Genomic DNA, 18,587 nt, shown 5'->3' with positions numbered 1-18,587 from the left:
TGCTCAGTACGCCTGGCCGTAGACGCCACGCGACTGGTCGCGGACGATCTTGCCGTCCTCCAGCTCCACGACACGTTTGCGCATGGAGTCGACGATGGCCGCGTCGTGCGTGGCCATGACGACCGTGGTGCCGGTCCTGTTGATCCGGTCGAGCACCTTCATGATGCCGATGCTCGTCGCGGGGTCGATGTTGCCCGTCGGCTCGTCCGCCAGCAGGATCATGGGTCGGTTGACGAACGCTCGAGCCATGGCGACGCGCTGCTGCTCGCCGCCGGACAGCTCGTCGGGCATACGGTGTGCCTTGCCTTCCAGGCCGACCAGCTCGATGACCTCCGGCACGACCTTGCGGATGAACCGCCTGGGCTTGCCGATGACCTCGAGCGCGAACGCCACGTTCTCATAGACGTTCTTGTTCGGAAGCAGCCTGAAGTCCTGGAACACGCAGCCGATACGGCGGCGCAGGTGGGGCACCTTGAAGTTGGAGAGCCGACCCAAGTCCTTGCCTGCGACATGGATCGCCCCTGAGTTGGGTCGTTCCTCTTTGAGGATCAGGCGTAGGAAAGTGGACTTGCCTGATCCCGAGGGACCGACGAGGAACACGAACTCGCCCTTGTCCACGTCAACCGAGACGTGGTCGAGAGCGGGCCTGTTCTGGTTCGTGTAGACCTTGGTGACATTATCGAAATGGATCACGAGAGCATCACGGCATGCCAGTCTAGGGGTCAGGACGGATGCGAGGGTGGCACATGCCCACTTCCCGCCGCTCACCGATCGGGGACGCCCATCTTTACCGATGATCGACGTTCCGATTGGCCAGAGGACAGTCTAGGGGGAAGACTGGCATGGAACGTCCATAACGGAAACAAAACGATTGTGCGGCTAGACTTGGGGCTGACATGAGTTGCCAACACCTCGTATGCGCGCAGTGCGCCCACCCCGTGATAGAGGGCCGCTGCTCCCTCTGCCGAGCCAACCGCGAGCGGATGCATCACCACGGCTTCGCCGGGCTGTCCCCCGCTCTCATCGCCGTGCTGCTGATCGTCCTGCTCTTCGTGACCCTGGTGCTACGCCACCTCTACGCCACCTAGGCGGGCTCAGGAGGCAGGCTCTGACTCCTGGCGGCGCATCCAGCGGATCTCCGACTCGATGAAGGCGTCGAGATCCCCGTCGAGCACCGCCGACGGGTTGCCCGCCTCCGTGCTCGTGCGCAGGTCCTTCACGATCTGGTACGGATGCAGCACGTAGTTGCGGATCTGGGTGCCCCATGACGTGGTCGACACGCCGCGCAGCTCCGACATCTTCTCCGCCTCCTCCTGCCGCTTGCGCTCCAGCAGTTTGGCCTGCAGCACGTTCATGGCCGTGGCGCGGTTCTGCAGCTGCGAGCGCTCGTTCTGACAGGAGACCACGATGCCGGACGGCAGGTGGGTGATGCGGACGGCGGAGTCGGTGGTGTTGACGCCCTGGCCGCCCGGCCCCGACGAGCGGTAGACGTCGACGCGGATCTCGTCCTCGATGATGTCGATGTGGTCGGTCGTCTCGACGACCGGCACCACGTCCACCCCGGCGAAGGAGGTCTGGCGGCGGCCCTGGTTGTCGAACGGGCTGATCCGGACCAGCCGGTGCGTGCCGTGCTCGCCGCGCAGCGTGCCGTAGGCATAGGGGGACTTGACGGCGAAGGTGGCCGACTTGATGCCGGCCTCCTCGGCGTAGGAGGTCTCGTAGACCTCGGTGGGGTAGTTCTTCCGCTCGGCCCAGCGCAGGTACATGCGCAGCAGCATCTCCGCCCAGTCGGCCGCGTCGACGCCGCCGGCCTGGGAGTTGATGGTGACCAGGGCCTCGCGCGCGTCGTACTCGCCCGACAACAGGGTGCGGACCTCAAGGGCGCCGATGTCGGACTTGAGGGAGCTCAGCTCCTTGTCGGCCTCGGCCTTGGTGTCCTCGTCCGCCTCCTCGGAGGCCAGCTGGAAGAGCACCGAGAGGTCGTCGAGGCGGCGGACCAGCCCGTCCACGCGGTTGAGCTCGCCCTGGATGTGGGAGAGCTTGCTGGTGACCTTCTGCGCCTTGTCGGGGTCGTCCCACAGATCGGGGGCGGCCACCTGCTCCTCCAGCTCCTCGATCTGCTTGCGCATCGCGTCGAGGTCGAGCACGTCCTGGATGCTGCGCAGCGTGCCCGCGAGCTCGTTGATCTCTTCTGCCGGATCGATGACTGCCACGTCTCCCTAGCGTACGCGACCCTCGCGGGCACGAATAACATGGCGAGGTGCGTGTACACGGTCGGCGGAAGGCGCTGGCGCTCGCCGTCGCCCTGCTGACGGTGGCGGCCGGGGCGGGCGCCTGTTCGAGCCCCGGCGATCCGGCGCCCACCCCGGCCGCCGCCACCCGCGGCGCGTCCGCGTCCGCCACCCCCTCCTCGACCGTCCCCGCCACCGCCGTCACTCCGGAGGAGGCGGCCGAGGTGTTCGCCACCTTCACCGCCACCGACAACGTCCTGCGCGACGGCGGCGACCTGCGGATGGCCATGGAGTACGTCCGCGACGCCGAGGCCCAGCTCACCACCGTCGCGTTCCTGTCCACCAAGGGCGAGCCGCCCCGCCGCACGTGGGGATCCCCCACCTTGTACGTGCCGCGCTTCCCGGCGAGTGAGCGGGCCCCCTGGTTCAGCGTGCTGGCCACCCGCGACGGCCACCTGACGATGCTGACCTTCGCCAAGGCCGGCGACTGGCGGCTCGGCGCGGCCGCCCGCCTGCTGACCGGACAACGGCCGCCCGCCGTCCGGCTCGACGCCGACGGCTACGCCACCGCCATCGCCCCCGCCGACAAGAGCGTCACCATCAGCCCCCAGTACATGGGCCCGCTGCACGCCACGGTCGCCGAGGCCGGCGCCGACGGCGTCGCCGCCGGCCTCATCGCCTCCGGCCCTCACACCACCGACGTCGCGGCGGAGATCACCTCCGCCCGCGAGCGGGCGAAGAAGAACGGCTTCAGCTACGACTCGATCTTCTCCGCCAACGACCATCCCGTGTACGGCCTGCGTACCGAGGACGGTGGCGCGGTGATCCAGTACTCACTGTCGCGGACCACCACCACGACCACGAAGACGGCCGAGGACGACTACATCCCGGTGCCGGTGACCGCCCGCTGGGCCATCTCCGCCCCGGTGGTCCGCCGCAACCTGCGGATCACCGAGGTCCACCAGTACGTCACGGCCGTCCCGCCGTCGAAGACGCCGGCGGCGGCCGAGGTGATAGCCCACGACGGCGCCCTGACCCGCGCCTCCGGCCAGTGACCCGGACCTGCCGTCGGTTTCCGAGGAGGCCCCGCCAGGTGTCCTGACGGGGCCGCTGCGGCCCTTGGGTCAGGCCTCCTTGTAGGGCAGGCTGGTGGCGGAGACCAGGGTGCGGATGGCTCTCAGGGCCACCGAGAGGGTGGCCAGGTCGAAGTTGTCGCTCTCCCAGATCTCCGACAGCGTCTGCTTGGAGCGACGGACGGCGGCCGAGTTGGCCTCGGTCCACCGGGCCAGGCGTTCCTCCGGTGAGAGGCCGGGGGTGCTGTGGACCAGGACGTCGCGGGTGAGCGCGGAGTGGGCGGCGTACAGGTCGTCGCGGAGGGCGGCGCGGGCCATCGCGTTCCAGCGGTTGTCCCTGGGCAGGGCGATGACGCGCTCCCTGAGGCGGGCGAGCTGGAGGCGGTCCGCCAGGTCGAAGTAGACCTCGGCCACCTCGTTGACGGGCCGGCCCGTCAGTGAGGAGACCTCCACCAGGTCGAAGGTGGAGTAGGCGGGCACCATGGCGGCGACCCGCTCGGCGAGGTCGGCGGGGACGCCGCGGGCGATGAAGGAGTCGCGGCGGTCCTCGAAGGCGGCCAGGTCGGGGCCGGTCAGGAGTTTGGGCAGGTGGGACAACAGGCCGTTGACGCCCTTGACGAAGAAGCCGACGGCCGCCGCCAGGTCCAGCGGAGGGCGGCGGTTGGTCAGGAGCCAGCGGGTGCCGCGTTCGGCGAGCTTGCGCGCCTCCAGCAGCATGGCGAGCTGGGTGGCGGTGTCGACCTGGTTGTTCAGCGAGTCGACCTGGCGGTAGAAGCTGGCGAAGTCGAAGACCTCGCGGGCGACCAGGTAGGCGCGGACGATGTCGGGGGTGGAGGCCCCGGTCTCCTCGCCGACGCGGAACATGAACGTGGTGCCCATGGAGTTCACCAGCTCGTTCACCACGCCGGTGGTGATGATCTCCCGGCGCAGCGGGTGGGCGTCCATGTACGTCCTGAAGCGGTCGCGCAGCGCCGAGGGGAAGTACGACACCAGCCAGGAGGCGAGGTAGGGCTCGTCCGGCAGGTCGGTGCCGAGCAGTTCGGCGTCGGCCACGAGCTTGGTGTAGGCGAGCAGGACGGAGAACTCCGGGGCGGTCAGGCCGAGCCTGGCCTGGCGGCGTTCGGCGAGCGTCTTGTCCGACGGCAGGAACTCCAGCTCCCGGTTGACCAGGCCGTCGCGTTCGAGGCGGCGCAGGTAGCGGGCGTGGATGTGGAGCATGTCGACGGCCTGGGCGCGGGCGGCGGCCAGCACGACGTTCTGGGCATGGTTGTCGCGCAGGACCAGCTCGGCCACCTCGTCGGTCATGGAGGTGAAGACCTGGTTGCGCTGCTTGTCAGTCAGCTCGCCGTCGCGGACGACCTGGTCCAGCAGGATCTTGATGTTGACTTCGTGGTCGGAGGTGTCGACTCCGGCGGAGTTGTCGATGAAGTCGGTGTTGACCAGCCCGCCGTTCAGCGCGAACTCGATGCGGGCGAGCTGGGTGAAGCCGAGGTTGCCGCCCTCGCCGATGACCTTGCAGCGCAGGTCGGCGGCGTTGACCCGGAGCGAGTCGTTGGCCTTGTCGCCCACGTCGGAGTGGGATTCGGCGCCGGCCTTGACGTAGGTGCCGATGCCGCCGTTCCAGAGCAGGTCGACGGGGGCGCGCAGGATGGCGCTGATGAGGTCGTTGGGCGCCAGCGAGGTGACGTCCGGGGCGAGCCCGAGCGCGTCGCGCATCTGCGGGGTGATCGGGATGGACTTGGCGGTGCGGGGGAAGACGCCGCCACCGGCCGAGATCAAAGAGGCGTCGTAGTCGGCCCAGGAGCTGCGCGGCAGGTCGTACAGGCGCTGCCGTTCGGCGAAGGAGCGGGCGGCCTCGGGGTCGGGGTCGACGAAGATGTGGCGGTGGTCGAAGGCGGCCACGAGCCGGATGTGCTGGGACAGCAGCATGCCGTTGCCGAAGACGTCGCCGGACATGTCGCCGACGCCGGCCACGGTGAAGTCGGTGCTCTGCACGTCGACGTTCATGGTGCGGAAGTGGTACTTGACCGACTCCCAGGCGCCGCGGGCGGTGATGCCCATGCCCTTGTGGTCGTAGCCGATGGATCCGCCGGAGGCGAAGGCGTCGCCGAGCCAGAAGCCGTACTCCTTGGCGATGCCGTTGGCGATGTCGGAGAACTTGGCGGTGCCCTTGTCGGCGGCCACGACGAGGTAGGTGTCGTCTCCGTCGTGCCTGACCACGTCGGACGGGGGCACGACCTTGCCGTCCACCAGGTTGTCGGTGACGTCGAGCAGGCCGGAGATGAACATCCGGTAGCACGCCACGCCCTCGGCGAGCAGCTCCTCCCGCGAACCAGACGCAGGCGGACGCTTCACGACAAAGCCACCCTTAGACCCAGTAGGCACGATGACGGTATTTTTCACCATCTGTGCCTTGACCAGCCCCAGGATCTCGGTCCGGAAGTCCTCCATCCGGTCCGACCACCGCAGTCCGCCCCTGGCGACCTTCCCGAAGCGCAGGTGCACGCCCTCCACCCGCGGCGAGTACACGAAGATCTCGTACTTCGGCCGCGGCAGCGGCAGCACGCTGATCGCCTGCGGGTCGAACTTCAGGGAGATGTACGACTTGCGCCGTCCATCGACGGTCTGGAAGTAGTTGGTACGCAGCGTCGCCTGGATCATCTCCAGGTACGCCCGCAGGATGCGGTCCTCGTCCAGCGAGGCGACCTCGTCCAGCGCGCCCAGGATCTCCTCGGTGACCGCGTCGGCCAGGTCGGCGCGGACGTCGTCCGGGCGCCGCGGGTCCAGCCTGGCCTCGAACAGCCGGACCAGCAGGCGGGCCAGCCGCACGTTGCCCAGCAGCACGCGCTCCATGTACCGCTGGGAGAAGGTGCTGCCGGCCTGGTGCAGATACTTGGCGTAGACGCGCAGGATCTCGACCTGTTCCCAGGTCAGCCCGGCCTTCAGGATGAGGGAGTTGAAGCTGTCGGCCTGGATCTGACCCGTCCACAGGGCGATGAGCCCGTCCTGGAAGAGCCGCTTGAAGTCGTCCCTGTCGACCTCGTCCGACGGCGTGTAGCGCAGCCCGAAGTCGTAGATCCAGGCGTTCTTGGTGGCGGGGTCGTTGTCCCTGTCGATCTCGTACGGGCGCTCGTCCACGACCTCCACGCCGAGCCGCTGGATCAGCGGCAGCACGTGGGAGAGCGAGATGGGCGAGCCGATCTTGTAGATCTTCAGCCGCCGCTCGCCCTCGGCGGCGTCGTACGGCTCGTAGAGGTTGATCCTGATCTCGTTGTCGTCCGCGCCGACGAGCTGCTCCATGCGGCGCAGGTCCACCACGGCCATCTGGGGTGGGAAGTCGGCTTTGTACCCCTCGGGGAAGGCGGACTGGTAGCGCCGCAGGAGCTTGGGCGCCTCCTCCTCGGAGGTGGTCTCCCCCAGGGCGGCGGCCAGGTCGTCCTCCCACGAGCGGGTGATCGCGGCCAGCCGCGCCTCCAGCTCCTCCACGTCGACGCTCGGCTGCGGGAGCTGCTTGCCCCGCTCGCCGCGCACCACCACGTGCAGCCGGGCCAGCGCCGACTCGCCGATCATCGCGCTGTAGTCGAGCGTCTTACCGCCCAGCGCCTTGATCAGCACCTCCTGCATCTGCAGCCGGACCTTGGTGGTGTAGCGGTCGCGCGGCAGGTAGATCAGGCAGGAGATGTAGCGGCCGTAGTCGTCGCGGCGCAGGAACAGCTTGACCTGCTTGCGCTCGCGCAGCCGCAACACCCCGAGCGCGATCGGCAGCAGCTGGTCGAGCGAGGTCTGGAAGAGCTCGTCGCGCGGGAACGTCTCCAGGATCTCGATCAGGTCCTTGCCGTCGTGGCTCTCCGGGGTCAGCCCGGCCCTGCTGAGCACGTCGGCGAGCTTGCGCCTGAGCACCGGGATCCGGGAGATGGACTCGTTGTAGGCCACGTGCGTGAACAGGCCGAGGAAGCGGCGCTCCCCGATCACCTCGCCCTCGGCCGAGAACAGCTTGACGCCGATGTAGTCGAGGTAGGCGGCACGGTGGACGGTGGCCTTGGAGTTGGCTTTGGTGATGATCAGCAGCTGCTTCTCCCGCGCCTTGGCCCGCACCTCGGGGGGCAGCGCGGAGAAGCTGTCGGAGCCGACCTTGTCGTCGCGCAGGATGCCGAGTGCCGCACCGGGCAGCGCGCGGAGCCTGTCGCCCTCCGGGCCGCCTTCCAGCCGGTACTCGCGGTAGCCGAGGAAGGTGAAGTGCCCGTCGGCCAGCCAGCGCAGCAGGTCGAGGCTGTCCTCGACCTCCGCGGGCTCCAGGGGCGGCGGGTTCAGCGTGAGGTCCTCGGCGGTCCGCATGGCCAGGTCCCGCATCTTCGCGAAGTCCTCGACCGCGTGCCGCACGTCCGACAGCACCCGCAGGAGGTCGGCCTCCAGCTTCTTGAGCACCTCCGGGTCGGACTGCCTGTCGACCTCGATGTGCATCCACGACTCGACCAGCATCTGGCCGGTGACGTCCTCCTGGTCCCGGCCGAGCATCCGGCCGGTCAGGTCGCGGCGGATCCGCATCTGCGGGTGCACGACCAGGTGGACGCCGATGTCGTGCCGGTTGAGCTCCATCGTCACCGAGTCGACCAGGAACGGCATGTCGTCGGTGACCACCTCCACCACGGAGTGGCCGGGATCCCAGCCGTTCTCCTCCAGCGTGGGAGTGTAGGCGCGGATCGCGGCCCTGCCCTGCGGGCGGAGCTCGGCCAGCTGCCGCTGCGACATCGCGGGACCGTACACGTCGACGGGACTGCGCTGGAGCAGGTCTTCTGGGGCGACGTGCCGGTAGTAGATCCGCAGGAAGGACAGTGCTTCTTCGGGGCTCACATGGTCACTGCCCACCGCGCACCGTTGCGCGGCCCTTTGGAGCAGCTCATCCTTGGCCTCGTCGAGCGGCATTTCGCTCTCACTCCTTTGTGAGGTTCGCCATGGCCTTTCACAGCCTGGCCCTTAGTTCCCACAGCAGCGGGAAGTAGTGCATGCGGGCACGCCCGCGTAAGTAGGGGGCGCCCGTCGAGCCTCCGGTGCCCGATTTCGTGCCGATCTGCCGTTCGACCATCTGGACGTGCCGCATCCGCCACTGTGCGGTGGTCTCGTCATGCGTCAGAAGGTCCTCGGCGAGTTGCCACAGATCATCGTGCGATCGGCGGTCTCTCGCCACGGTCAGCAGCGCGGCCATGATCTCGTCATCGTCGGAGACCGGCAGGCCGCGTCGGGAGAGGGCGGTCACATAAGCATCCCACAGCGTCGGCTCGTCCAGCCGTCGCCGTAGCCTGGCCCGCTCGATGTCGTCGGCGTCCCTGAGCCGGTCGAGGTAGCGGGCGTCCTTGGCGCCCGACAGGAACTCCAGCTCGCGGAACTGCACCGACTGGAAACCGCTGGCCGGCGCGAGGTCGGCGCGGAACTCCAGAAAGTCCTGTGGCGTCATCGTCTCCAGGACCTCGACCTGCTCGATGAGCACCTGCTCCACCGCGTGCACCCGCTTGAACAGGTGCCTGGCCTGCCAGAGCTCGCCGCCGAACATGGCGGCCCTGGCCACTTCGAGCTCGTGCAGCAACAGCTTGAACCAGAGCTCGTAGACCTGGTGGATGGTGATGAACAGCAGTTCGTCCGGGGCCTGCGACTGGGGTCGCTGCTGCGCGAGAAGCTCGGGCAGGCGAAGGTAGCCGCCGTAGGACATCCGGCCGCCCTCTTCGCCGAACCGCCGATCGTGAGGGACGGCCGCATCATCGTCGACGCTCACCGGCTCACCTCCCCCACCGCACCCGGCTCTGAACACCGGGCGCACGCCTCGCCGTACCGATACCACCCGAAAAGGGCAAATACGTCAACGTGACATCGACATCGGCGGGTCGTCCTCAGAGGCGGAGGGGTCCTGCTTGAGCTCGTCGAGCCGCTCGGGGACCTCGGCCAGCTCCACGAGCTCGGCCTGACACCGCTCACACACATCGAGGTGCCGCTCGAACGCCTCGTGCTCGTCATCGTCGAGCACTCCGAGGACATAGGCGGCGACCTCGTCATGCATCAGCCGGCTACCCCCTTGTCCCGCAGCAGTTCGCGCAGCGCCCGGATGCCGTAGTAGAGCCGGGACTTCACTGTGCCGGGCGGAATCCCCAGTATCTCCGCCGCTTCACTTATCGTACGGTCCCGGAGGTAGGTCTGCTCAATGACTTCGCGGTGTTCTTCGGACAGACTGCGGAGGGCGTCGGCGACGACCATCGCCGACAGAGCGCGCTCCGAGCCGTCCGGCACCGCCATCATGTCGCCGTCAGGCGGTTCGACCTCGTGAGGCCGAACGCTTTTCCGGCGACGTCCATCGATTACGATTCGGCGCGCTACCGTGAGTAGCCAAGCCCAAATAAGGCCCGGCTCCCATTGCAGCCTTGCCGAGTTACGCCAAGCACGGACGATCGTCTCCTGTACGACATCCTCGGCCCATTGCAGATCGTTACCGGTGGACTTGCGTACGTGGCGCAGTAGAGGGCCGCCGAACTCCTGGTAAAGCTCCGCGATGCGGTGCTCCGCCTCGGCTTCAGCACTCTCGAACCTGCCGTCGAGGTGACCTAGCACGGGGCACATCTTTACACCTTCGTTATGAGTCCGGTAGCCACTCCGATAACTCCAGTCATTTCTGACTATCTCCACGCATAGGTGAACCGGGCTCGTAATGCCCGCGTACCTCCGACCATGCACAGGCTTTTGCGCGGCGAAGTGGTGATGTTCAGTGGGTTCGCTATCGCGGCTGCGATCACGATCCTGCTGATCATGCCGCAGGCGAACACCGCCGTGCTGACCGAGGTCACTCAGACCGCATCGGGCCCGCTCGGGCCGGCTGACCGTGACTTCCTGGTCAAAGTACGGCAGGCGGGCCTCTGGGAGATCCCCGTTGGACAGTGGGCCCAGGTACGGGCCGACTCCCAGCGGGTCAAGGACGTCGGCGCGCATCTTGTGGAGGACCACAAGAAACTCGACGCCTCGGTCCGCCAGATAGCGGCACGGCTCGCCGTACCGCTGCCCGACCGTCCCAGCCCGGACCAGCAACGGTGGATGGCGCAACTGGCCACCGAGACCGGCCCGGCCTTCGACAGGGACTTCGCCATGCTGCTCAGAGCCGCGCACGGCAAGGTCTTCACCCTTGTCGCGACCGTGAGGGCGGGCACCCGCAACACGGAGATCAGGAAGTTCTCCGGGACAGCCATGACGGTGGTCATGCGGCACATGACGCTGCTGGAATCCACCGGGCTGGTCAACTACGACGAACTGCCGGCGCCCCCGACACCCTCACCCGCAGCACCCGCCCCCGCGGCGGTCGACCCGAGGAGACAACCATGAGATCCAGACGCATGGCCGCGGCCATGTCCGCCTTGGCCATGGTGGCCGGCGGGCTGGTGTCCGCGGCCGTCATCGGCAGCGCCACACCAGCCCTGGCGGACCACTGCGAAGTCGCCGAACAGGCTCCTCCGCAGAACCAGCAGCAGGATCAGGACCAACCTCAGGACCAGAACCAGGACCAGAACCAGCAGGACCAAGGCCAGAACAACGACCAGAACAACGACCAGCAGGACCAGAACCAGCGGCAACCCGAGCAGAACCAGGACCAGGACCAGCAGCAGGACCAGAACGACCAGCAGAACGACAACCAGAACCAGGATCAGAACCAGGATCAGAACCAGAACGACCCGAACCAGAACCAGCAGGACCAGAACCAGCAGGACCAGAACGGCCAGAACCAGCAGCAGGACACCGACGGCCAGACCGGCCCGTCCGGGGGCGGTGTCGCCGCCGACCCGATCCAGCAGCCGGAGGACCAGGAGAACGGCGTCCAGAGCCAGGACCGTCAGCGGGACGGCGCCCAGGACCCCGACGGGAACGACGTCCAGGACCAGAACCGCCGCGGCGACTTCCGCGACCGCGACCAGAACGGCTCCCAGGACCGTCGCGGGAACCGCCCCAGGCCCACCCAGCAGCCGACGGGCACGCCCTCACCCAGCGCCTCCCCCAGCCCCTCTCCCTCCCCCACCGGGGGCGAGGAGAACGAGTGCGCCGACCTCGGCCCGTTCGTGACCGACTTCGTGAACATCAGGCAGATCCCGCCGAACCAGAACGGCGCGCGCATCGGCAGGAGCGGCTCCAGGGGCTCGTTCGTGTCCGCCTGCGGGACGAACGGCAACGGCCACAACAACCCCGACAACTTCATCGTCGCTCCCGGTGTCCGCAACGGGGCGCACCACCTGCACGACTACGTGGGCAACCTGTCGGCCGACGCCTTCTCGACCGACGAGAGCCTGGCGGCCGCGGGCACCACCTGCCGCCGGGGCGACCAGTCGACCTACTTCTGGCCCGTGCTGCGTAACCGCCAGGTCGACGCCAACACCGAGGACCCGGACGGCAACGTCGGCCAGGTCCTGCGCCCCCGTTCGGTGACGCTGCAGTTCCGCGGCAACGCGACCTCCCGGGTCGTGGCCATGCCGCGCTTCCTGCGGATCATCATGGGTGACGCCAAGGCCGCCACGAACGGCACGGCCAACGCCCGCGCCGGCTGGAGCTGCACCGGCTTCACCAACCGGGTGAGTCCCGACAAATATCCGCTTTGCCCGCGCGGTAGCCAGGTAGCCCGTATTCTGGACTTCCCGAGCTGCTGGGACGGCCAGAACACCGACAGCGCCAACCACCGCTCGCACATCGTCTTCCCCGATCAGAACGGCGCCTGTCCGCAAGGAACCAGGGCCGTGCCACAGCTCCACATGGTGCTGACGTACTCGGTGCCCCCGGGACCCTCGTTCGCCGTGGACGCGTTCCCCGAACAGCTCCACAATCCGGTCACCGATCACGCGGACTTCGTCAACGTGATGCCGGAGAGCCTGATGAACTTCGCGGTCAACTGCATCAACCGAGGCCGCCGCTGCTGACCTGACATCCGTCTCGCGACGGTGGCCCCATGTCAGGCCCTCCCGAGTCGCACCCTCATCCGACCATGGAGGGAATCGATGCTCCACAGACGTCAACCCCGGCACGCCCCGAGCCAGTTGGACAGCAAGAAGGTCCGGCTCGGGGCGAGCGCCTCGATCGCCGCGATCCTTCTGTCAGTGTTCGCGCTGACGCTGACGGATCGCGGCATGCAGCTGCTCGGCCGCGGGGTGAGCTTCCTCGAATACTACGGAGGTGTGCTCGCCCTGGTCAGCCTGACCGCCACGGTCGCGCTCGGGCTGCTCACCACGGAGCGCGTCTTCCTGTCTCCGGCGAACCGGGTCCGGGCGCAGTTCGCGCACCGGGCCGCCGCGTTCGCCGGGATGGCCTTCCTGCTCACGCACATCACGCTCATGATCTCGCTCAACCACGTCCCCCTGGCCGCCGCCGTGATCCCCGTAGCCGGGGTCTACGTGGGGTTCGGGACGGTGGCGTTCGACATGATGATCGTGGTCGCGGTGACGGGCATGGTCCGGGGACGGTTCGCGGTGACAGGCAGGCCGTGGCTGTGGCGGTTGATGCACGCCTCGGCCTACCTGTCCTGGCCGATCTCCATCCTGCACGGGCTGACCGCGGGCCGGTTCGCGGCGAGCTGGGTGTCCTGGTCGTACATGGCCTGCCTGGCCGCCGTCGGCTCGGCCCTGCTCGTGCGGGTGCTGGCCACGCTCCTCCGGCCGGCGGCAGTGCCTGAGTGGGTGGACGCACCCGAGGTCAGCGACATGCCTGTCGCAGTGCCAGAAGGGATCAACGCGCCGGTCAGCCTCGCAGAGGCCCGGCGGAAGTACCGGGAGGCGGGATGACCCCGCCCGAGAATCGCTAGGAGAACGCCGTGATCCCGCATTCAGTGCCGCGCGTGCTGCGGATGGGACCGGCCCGGCTCACGGCCGGACTCGACCACACCAGGCGGCTGGACCTGCCCGCGCACCGCACGTTGCACGGTGACCAGGTGCCACGCACCCTCGACGACATCATCGCCCTGGTGGAGGAGGTGGACATGCGCGGGCGGGGCGGCGCGGCGTTCCCCTTCGCGCGCAAGCTGCGGGCGGTGGCCGAGGCCGCCCGCGGCGGCGAGTGCGTGGTGCTGGTCAACGGCGCCGAGGGCGAGCCGGCCAGCTCCAAGGACGCCATGCTGCTGGTGCGCAACCCGCATCTGGTGCTCGACGGCGCGGTTCTCGCCGCCGAGGCGCTGAACGCCCGCGAGGTGGTCCTCGCCACCGTCGAGGGCGAGGTCGCGAAGTCCTCGATCGAGGCGGCCGTGGCCGAGAGGCGGGCCGCCAACGTGGCGGGCGCGGCCGAGAGCCGCATCAACATCAGGGTCGTCGGCCTGCAGGAGAAGTTCATCTCCGGCGAGGGCGGCGCCCTGGTGCGCGCGGTCAACGGCCTGGAGGCGGTGCCGCCGGGCAGGAAGCGGCGGGCGAGCACGAGCGGCGTCGACGGACTGCCCACGCTGCTGTCGAACACCGAGACGTTCACCCAGCTCGCCGTGCTCGCCGAGCTCGGCGCGGAGGAGTACGCGAGGGTCGGCACCAGCAGGGAGCCGGGCACCACATTGCTCAGCGTGAGCGGTGGAGCGGCGAACGCCGCCGTCGTGGAGGTCCCGACCGGCACTCCGCTGATCAACGTCCTCGAGATGTGCGAGGCGGAGATCGGCGACGGAGTGCTGATCGGCGGCTACCACGGCGCGTGGCTGGACGCTGAGACGGCCATCTCCGCCATCATCTCGCGCGAGGGCATGAAGATGGCCGGCGGCAGCCTCGGCGCCGGCATCATCGTGCCGCTCGGGGAGTCGACCTGCTCGCTCGGCGAGGCCGCCAGGGTCGCCGCGTACCTGGCGGCCCAGTCGTCCGGGCAGTGCGGCCCCTGCCGCCTCGGCCTGCCCGACGTGGCCAGGGCGCTCAGCGCGCTGGTCGACGGCTCGGGCTCGACCGACTCCATCCGGCGCTCGGTGCGCGCGGTCGAGCGCAGAGGCGCCTGCTTCCATCCCGACGGCACCGCCAAGTTCGTGCTGTCGACGCTGGACGCGTTCGAATCCGACATCGCGCTCCACCAGGAGCACGGCTCGTGCGGCCGTCCGGTGCGCGGCATCTTGCCGCTGCCCGAGCGGGAGGACGAGCCGGAGTACCGCCTGGAGGTGGACTGGACCCGTTGCCAGGGCCACGGCCTGTGCGCGCACCTGCTGCCGGAGTTCGTGAGCCTGGACGACTACGGCTTCCCGTCGTTCAAGACGGTGCCCGGCTGGATGGTGAAGGAGGCCGGCCGCGCGGTGGACATGTGCCCCGCCCTGGCCCTGCGCCTGGCGCAGGCGCACTAGCAGGACTCGCGGCGGTATCTTCCCGGCGACAGGCCGTGCTCGCGCTTGAAGGCGTTGGCGAAGGCGAACTCGGAGCCGTAGCCGACGCGGGTCGCCACCTCGCTCAGCCGAGCGTCGGTGGTGCGCAGCAGCCGACCGGCCAGACCCATCCGCCACCAGGTCAGATAGGTGAGCGGGGGCTGCCCCACCAGCGTCGAGAAGCGGCGGGAGAAGGCGGCCCTCGACAGCCCCGCGCGGGCGGCGAGTGACTGCACCGTCCACGGGTGGGCGGGGTCGCGGTGGATGGCGTCCAGCGCGGCGCTGATGCCGGGGTCCGCCAGGGCGGCCGCCCAGCCGCTGACCTGGCAGCGCTCCGGCCGGGCGTCGATGTGGGCGCGCAGGATGAAGAGCAGGAGCATGTCCAGCAGGGACGCCACGACGGTGTCGGCGCCCGGTCGCGGGTTGCCGATCTCGGTGGCGAGCAGGTCGATCGCGGCGCGGAGCTCCTGGTGGTGGCCCAGGCGAGCAGGCAGGTGGATCAGGTCGGGCAGGTCACGCAGGATCGGGTGGGAGCGGCCGTCGTCGAGCCGGTAGCCGCCGCAGAGTGTGACCGTCGCCGCTCCGGGGCCCGCGATCGCGGCGGCGGCGAAGAGCGCGGTCTCCTCCCCGGGATCGCAGTCGTGCTCGGGGACGGGCGTGGACGGCGAGTCGGCCAGGACGCACCCGTGGCCGTGCGGGAAGAACACCACGTCGCCGACGCTCAGCGGGATCGGCTCGCCGCCCTCGGGGATGAGCCAGCAGGAGCCCTGGAGGATCACCTGGAACCCGGCGGAGCCGGGCAAGGAAGGAAATCGCTGGGCCCAGGGGGCGTGCCGGGTGACGTGGCTGGAGCTGGGCAGCCCGACCCGCATGGCGACGATCACGTCACTGAGCACATCCACCGGGGAAGTCTAACCAGGAAGACGATCGCGTAGAAAATCTGGACATTGACGCATTGGATGTCGCGGCACGCTCTCCTACGGTTGCAGACGACGGAAGGAGAGCCTCGTGTCCACGAGTGCCACCATGAGGGCCGCCCGCATCCACGAGTACGGCGACGCGAGCGTGATCCGCTTTGACGACGTCCCCAGGCCGTCGCCAGGGCCGGGCGAGGTGCTCGTCCGGGTGACCGCGACCTCGTTCAATCCCTCCGAGGTCGGACTGCGTGCCGGATACCTGCAAGGCCTGCTGGACGTCACGCTGCCGCACACCCTGGGCTGGGACCTGTCGGGCACGGTCGCCAGGCTGGGCGCGGGGGTCACCGGCCTGGCCGTCGGAGACCGCGTCATCGGCCTGGTGAGCGGCAGCGCCGCCGAGTACGTGGTCGCACCGGCGGCCGAGCTGGCCGGCGCGCCGGCGAGCATCCCACCGGCCCATGCCGCCGCCATCCCGGTCGCCGGGCTCACGGCCTGGCAGGCGGTCTTCGACCACGCCCGGATCGGCGCCGGGCAGCGGGTGCTGATCAACGGGGCGGGCGGCGGCATCGGCCTGTTCGCCGTACAGCTCGCCAAGCACGCGGGCGCGACGGTGATCGCCACGGCGAGCCCGCGCAGCACCGAGGCGGTCCGCCGGCTCGGTGCCGACGAGATCGTCGACTACACGGCCACCGCGCTGCCCGGAGGCATGGACGTGGTGCTCAACCTCGCCGCCGTCTCCGCGCGGGAGGCGGCGGCGCTGGCCCCGCTCGGCCGGGTGGTCGTCACCGTGGCCACGCCCATCGAGGCGCCGAACGCGCACCACTTCGTCGCCGCCGGCGAGCCGGCCCAGCTCACCGCGATGGCCGAGCTGATCGACAAGGGCGAGCTCATGGTCGAGATCGCCGAGACCCATCCCCTCACCCACCTGACGGAGATCCACCGCAGGGCCGAGGCCGGCCGGACCCGCGGCAAGATCATCATCGTCCCCGAGGAGACCTGCTCTCCTGGGCCACGGCGCTGTGACCGCTCAGGGTCTGAAGTGGGTCAGCACCTCGGGGTTGACCATGGCGTCAGGGTTGGCCGCCTGCTCGACCGGGGTGCCCAGCAGGATCCTCCGGATCGGCACCTCCAGCTTCTTGCCCGACAGCGTGCGGGGAATGCCGGGAACGGTGCGGATCTCGTTCGGCACATGCCGGGGTGACAGCTCGTCGCGCAGGGCCGAGCAGATCGCCCGCTCCAGCCGGTCGTCCAGCGTGACCCCCTCGGCGAGGGTCACGAAGAGCAGCAGCCGCCCCTCCTGACCCAGCCGGCCGGTGTCGATCACCAGGCTGTCGGTGACCTCCTCGAAACGCTCGACGACCCGGTAGAACTCGCTGGTGCCCATCCGGACGCCGCCCCGGTTGAGCGTCGAGTCGGAGCGGCCGTAGATGACGCAGCTGCCGTCGTCGTTCAGCTTGATCCAGTCACCGTGCCGCCACACGCCGGGGTAGACGTCGAAGTAGCTCTCCCGGTAGCGCTCGCCGTCGGGGTCGTTCCAGAACCGTACCGGCATCGACGGCATCGGCTGGGTCAGCACCAGCTCCCCGACCTCGCCGACGACCGGCTTGCCGGTGGGGTCGAACGACTCCACCTTGGCCCCCAGCGACCGGCACGGGATGATCCCGGCCCTGATCGGGTGCAGCACGGTGGCGCCGACGAACCCGGTGCAGACGTCGGTGCCACCGGAGAACGACCCGAGCGGGATCCCGGGCAGCCGCTCGGCCGCCCACGCGAACCCCTCCGGCGGCAGCGGCGAGCCGGTCGAGCCGATCCCCCGCAGCCTGTCCAGCCCTTCCGGGACGACCCCCGCCTTCATCGACGCCATGATGTACGGCGCGCCGACGCCGAAGTAGGTCACCCCCTCCGACGCCGCGATCCGCCACAGGGCGGCGGCCGACGGATGTGTGGCCGAGCCGTCGTACAGCACCGGCGTGGCCCCCACCAGCAGGGCGCCGATGAGGTAGTTCCACATCATCCAGCCCGTGGTGGTGTACCAGAAGAACACGTCCCCCTCACCCAGGTCCTGGTGGAAGGAGAGCGACTTGAGGTGTTCGAGGACCACGCCGCCGTGGCCGTGCACGATGGGCTTGGGCAGCCCGGTAGTGCCGCTGGAGTAGAGGATCCACAGCGGGTGGTCGAACGGCACCCGGTCGAACTCCAACGGCGCGCTCTCCGCGCGCAGCCCCTCCCAGCCGATCACCTCGCCGTGCGGCAGCTCCCGCGTGTCGGCGGGGGTGGGCTCGGCCCGCTGCGGCGGCCGGCCCTCCTCCACCGCGCTCAGGTACGGGATCCACACGGTGGCGCGCAGGGTGGGCAGCCCGGCGGCGATCTCGTTGACGGCGGCCGAGCGGTCGTAGCTCTTGCCGTTGTAGTGGTAGCCGTCGACCGCGATCAGCACCTTGGGCTCGATCTGCTTGAACCGGTCGATGATGCTCGGCACGCCGAAGTCGGGCGAGCCCGCCGACCAGATGGCGCCCAGGGAGGCGGTGGCGAGGAAGGCGATCAGCGCCTGCGGGATGTTCGGCAGGTAGCCGGCCACCCGGTCGCCGCGCTGGACGCCGAGCCGCACCAGGCCGGCCCGGACGCGGGCGACGTCGTCGCGGAGCGCGGCCCAGGTCAGCTCCTGGCGGGCGCCGTCCTCGGAGACGAAGACCGCCGCGACGCCCTCGGTGCGGCGCAGCACGTTCTCGGCGTAGTTGACGGTGCTGCCGGCGAACCACTCGGCCCCCGGCATCGCCCCCGTGACGACGGGCCCGTCAGCCCGGTCCCCGAGCACGTCGAAGTACTCCCAGATCGTCGTCCAGAACTCCGCCGGACGGTCCACGGACCACTGCCACACCTCCTCGTAACCCGCCCCGGCGCGCCCGAGCGAGTCCATGTACCGAGTCAGCTTGGCGCGAGCGACGATCTCATCGGTGGGTTCCCAGAGAAGTGCACCTTCAGCAACCATGTGCCCCATCCTGTCGGCCTGGTAGGAGGAAGTCATACCCGTCTACCCACACAACTC

General features: G+C 69.3%; 14 protein-coding genes and 1 pseudogene. 7 read left to right on the top strand and 8 right to left on the bottom strand.

Annotated features, from left to right (window positions below):
• Positions 1 to 3 precede the first annotated feature (3 nt).
• Positions 4 to 693: a cell division ATP-binding protein FtsE gene (gene ftsE / locus ACIBQX_RS25615; protein ID WP_336207831.1), complete on the bottom strand. Its 690-nt coding sequence runs from the start codon at positions 691 to 693 to the stop codon at positions 4 to 6.
• A gap of 203 nt (positions 694 to 896) precedes the next feature.
• On the opposite strand from ftsE, the gene ACIBQX_RS25610 reads away from it, so the two are divergent.
• Positions 897 to 1,088 (top strand): hypothetical protein, encoded by a 192-nt coding sequence (locus ACIBQX_RS25610; RefSeq protein WP_397008609.1) that lies wholly within the window; start codon positions 897 to 899, stop codon positions 1,086 to 1,088.
• Between the two features lie 6 nt (positions 1,089 to 1,094).
• Here ACIBQX_RS25610 and prfB read toward each other — a convergent pair whose 3' ends face one another.
• Positions 1,095 to 2,213 carry a peptide chain release factor 2 gene (gene prfB / locus ACIBQX_RS25605; RefSeq protein ID WP_397008607.1) on the bottom strand — a complete coding sequence of 373 codons (1,119 nt, stop codon included), beginning with the start codon at positions 2,211 to 2,213 and terminating at the stop codon, positions 1,095 to 1,097.
• A gap of 47 nt (positions 2,214 to 2,260) precedes the next feature.
• Between prfB and ACIBQX_RS25600 the strand changes: the two genes are divergently transcribed.
• Positions 2,261 to 3,286 carry a hypothetical protein gene (locus ACIBQX_RS25600; RefSeq protein WP_397008605.1) on the top strand — a complete coding sequence of 342 codons (1,026 nt, stop codon included), beginning with the start codon at positions 2,261 to 2,263 and terminating at the stop codon, positions 3,284 to 3,286.
• A gap of 69 nt (positions 3,287 to 3,355) precedes the next feature.
• Here ACIBQX_RS25600 and ACIBQX_RS25595 read toward each other — a convergent pair whose 3' ends face one another.
• The 4 genes from ACIBQX_RS25595 to ACIBQX_RS25580 all read right to left on the bottom strand — a co-directional run bounded on the left by ACIBQX_RS25595 (position 3,356) and on the right by ACIBQX_RS25580 (position 9,907).
• The gene (locus tag ACIBQX_RS25595) at positions 3,356 to 8,227 is read right to left on the bottom strand and encodes an NAD-glutamate dehydrogenase (protein ID WP_397008603.1); all 4,872 of its coding nucleotides are present in this window, start codon (positions 8,225 to 8,227) and stop codon (positions 3,356 to 3,358) included.
• A gap of 37 nt (positions 8,228 to 8,264) precedes the next feature.
• On the bottom strand, positions 8,265 to 9,071 hold the full coding sequence (locus ACIBQX_RS25590) for a tryptophan 2,3-dioxygenase (protein WP_397008601.1): 807 nt from the start codon (positions 9,069 to 9,071) through the stop codon (positions 8,265 to 8,267).
• A gap of 84 nt (positions 9,072 to 9,155) precedes the next feature.
• Entirely contained in the window at positions 9,156 to 9,353 is a 198-nt protein-coding gene (locus ACIBQX_RS25585) for a zf-HC2 domain-containing protein (protein WP_397008599.1), read from the bottom strand.
• Positions 9,353 to 9,907 carry a sigma-70 family RNA polymerase sigma factor gene (locus tag ACIBQX_RS25580; protein WP_397008597.1) on the bottom strand — a complete coding sequence of 185 codons (555 nt, stop codon included), beginning with the start codon at positions 9,905 to 9,907 and terminating at the stop codon, positions 9,353 to 9,355. Before ACIBQX_RS25580 ends, ACIBQX_RS25585 begins: the two co-directional genes overlap by 1 nt.
• Before the next feature lie 108 nt (positions 9,908 to 10,015).
• On the opposite strand from ACIBQX_RS25580, the gene ACIBQX_RS25575 reads away from it, so the two are divergent.
• The 4 genes from ACIBQX_RS25575 (at position 10,016) to ACIBQX_RS25560 (ending at position 14,606) form a co-directional block, all read left to right on the top strand.
• Positions 10,016 to 10,660 carry a DUF4142 domain-containing protein gene (locus tag ACIBQX_RS25575; RefSeq protein WP_397008595.1) on the top strand — a complete coding sequence of 215 codons (645 nt, stop codon included), beginning with the start codon at positions 10,016 to 10,018 and terminating at the stop codon, positions 10,658 to 10,660.
• Positions 10,657 to 12,237 (top strand): DUF1996 domain-containing protein, encoded by a 1,581-nt coding sequence (locus ACIBQX_RS25570; protein WP_397008593.1) that lies wholly within the window; start codon positions 10,657 to 10,659, stop codon positions 12,235 to 12,237. The genes ACIBQX_RS25575 and ACIBQX_RS25570 overlap by 4 nt, the downstream gene beginning before the upstream one ends.
• Before the next feature lie 78 nt (positions 12,238 to 12,315).
• Complete coding sequence (locus ACIBQX_RS25565; RefSeq protein WP_397008591.1) at positions 12,316 to 13,095, top strand: hypothetical protein; 780 nt, start codon at positions 12,316 to 12,318, stop codon at positions 13,093 to 13,095.
• 29 nt (positions 13,096 to 13,124) lie between these two features.
• The gene (locus ACIBQX_RS25560) at positions 13,125 to 14,606 is read left to right on the top strand and encodes an NADH-ubiquinone oxidoreductase-F iron-sulfur binding region domain-containing protein (protein ID WP_397008589.1); all 1,482 of its coding nucleotides are present in this window, start codon (positions 13,125 to 13,127) and stop codon (positions 14,604 to 14,606) included.
• On the opposite strand, the gene ACIBQX_RS25555 is transcribed toward ACIBQX_RS25560, so the two are convergent.
• Positions 14,603 to 15,526, bottom strand: a complete 924-nt coding sequence (locus tag ACIBQX_RS25555) for an AraC family transcriptional regulator (RefSeq protein WP_397008587.1) — start codon at positions 15,524 to 15,526, stop codon at positions 14,603 to 14,605. The two genes, ACIBQX_RS25560 and ACIBQX_RS25555, sit on opposite strands and share 4 nt — an antisense overlap.
• A 124-nt stretch (positions 15,527 to 15,650) precedes the next feature.
• On the opposite strand from ACIBQX_RS25555, the pseudogene ACIBQX_RS25550 reads away from it, so the two are divergent.
• Positions 15,651 to 16,511 (top strand): annotated as a pseudogene (locus ACIBQX_RS25550) (NADP-dependent oxidoreductase); the annotation flags it as partial.
• Between the two features lie 57 nt (positions 16,512 to 16,568).
• On the opposite strand, the gene ACIBQX_RS25545 reads toward ACIBQX_RS25550, so the two are convergent.
• Positions 16,569 to 18,530: an acetoacetate--CoA ligase gene (locus tag ACIBQX_RS25545; protein WP_397008585.1), complete on the bottom strand. Its 1,962-nt coding sequence runs from the start codon at positions 18,528 to 18,530 to the stop codon at positions 16,569 to 16,571.
• Positions 18,531 to 18,587 lie beyond the last annotated feature (57 nt).

This window comes from Nonomuraea sp. NPDC049714, from assembly GCF_044465295.1.
Lineage (GTDB): Bacteria > Actinomycetota > Actinomycetes > Streptosporangiales > Streptosporangiaceae > Nonomuraea.
Note: the sequence above shows the minus strand (reverse complement) of the source record. Positions and strands in the feature narration are given on the sequence as shown.